The sequence below is a fragment of the Bacteroides timonensis genome, from assembly GCF_000513195.1.
Classification (GTDB): domain Bacteria; phylum Bacteroidota; class Bacteroidia; order Bacteroidales; family Bacteroidaceae; genus Bacteroides; species Bacteroides timonensis.
The window spans coordinates 1-1,586 of sequence record NZ_CBVI010000207.1 but is presented as its reverse complement, the minus strand read 5'-3'; the positions used below and the strand labels follow the sequence as shown (position 1 = coordinate 1,586).

2 protein-coding genes are annotated in these 1,586 nt (G+C 42.2%); both read left to right on the top strand.

Going from position 1 to position 1,586, the window contains the following annotated elements; all coding sequences use genetic code 11:
• A partial coding sequence (locus BN161_RS27870) for a transposase (RefSeq protein WP_244436643.1) occupies positions 1–428 on the top strand: 428 nt, incomplete at its 5' end.
• An 8-nt stretch (positions 429–436) separates the two neighbouring features.
• Complete coding sequence (locus BN161_RS27865) at positions 437–1,321, top strand: IS3 family transposase (protein ID WP_244436642.1); 885 nt, start codon at positions 437–439, stop codon at positions 1,319–1,321.
• The last annotated feature ends 265 nt before the right edge of the window (positions 1,322–1,586 follow it).

The following is a 1,586-nucleotide window of genomic DNA, read 5'->3' as shown; positions in this document are numbered from 1 at the left end:
GTAGTGTACTGAATAAGTTGACACTTCAAAAATCGAAAATAAAGATGAAATATTCGAAAAAGAAGTACAACTATTACAGTGATGATGAACGAATGTCTTATATTCGTGAGTATTTATCAAGTCCCGAGAGCAAATCTCAGTTTTGTAAGCGTAACGGCTTTTGTGCCAAGCTTCTTACTTATTGGCTTAACAAGTATCAAATGGAAGACAAAGCTATGGGTATATCACCTAAACCGGTAAATATCGATGCTATTAATTCTAGTATTTCTGAGCTCCAGAAAGAACTATCGCTATTGCGTGCTGAGAACCGTAAACTTCATCGGGCTCTTGCTGATGAGAGTTTACGTCATGAGGCGTGCGAAGAACTCATCAATCTTGCTGAATCCACGTATCATATCAAGGTACGAAAAAACTCCGATGCCAAGTAATCGACACCTTGTCACAGAGGCACTCAACCCGACGCAAACATGGTTGTATAAAGTTCCTCTGTGATTACTTCGGCATAACTCGACAAGGTTATTACAAGCATGTGAACCGGCATTTGGAGGTTGATATCCTTACCACAAGCATCGTGTTGTACTGCAAGGAACTGTTAGAACTCATGCCCAAAGCTGGTATGCGCGAGTTATACGCCTGCTGCGTGAGTAAGTTTGGACCAAAGATGGTTATCGGTCGTGATCGTTGTTATGACATTTTTCGCTCCAATGGTTTGTGTCAACGTACAAGTCGCAAGCGTCCTAAAACAACGAATTCGAACCATAATTACTATATCTACCCCGATCTGTTGAATGTTGCACCCAAATTTGTCGCTACGCGATTGGGCGCTATGGTAGTGGCGGATATAACCTACGTAAACACCGGTCAGGGCTGGGCTTACCTCTCGTTGCTTACCGATGCGGCAAGTCGTGCCATCGTTGGATATGCGCTTTACAAAACTCTTGAGACGGAGGGGCCCTTGAAAGCTTTGGAGATGGCAATATCATTCTATGAGAAGTATCACATAGACATGAGCACTCTTATTCATCATTCCGACCGGGGTGTCCAATATTGCTCAAATAAATATGTAGAGAGGCTTAAAGAGCATCAAATCAACATCAGTATGACGCAGTGTGGTGATCCTTTGCATAATGCATTGGCTGAAAGAATGAACAACACCATTAAAAACGGTTGGCTATTCGACTGTGATGATGAGAGCTTCGAGCAAGTAAGCAAGCGCATTGAAGATGCTGTATATGTATATAATCATGTGCGGCCTCATCAAGGGATAAACATGAGGACACCTATGGAAGTGCTCAGAGAAACGGTAGGATTTACAGCATAATACCCGCTCGTCGGGACGGGGGGGTCCGCCCCTTGCCGCTAGGGCGATCCCCGACCGAAGAGTTCTTGTTTGTTGGCAACATTACATTTTCCTGAAGAAGGCTTGCGTAAATAAAGGAAGATGCATAAATTTGCAAGCACCAACAAAAGACAACTAAAATAGGAATAAGAAAAACAAAAGTAAACCTCTTTAGATATTAAAGTATATTGAGTAAACTAATCCAGTTATAACAAACGAAGTTGTCAACTAAAACCAGTACACATCA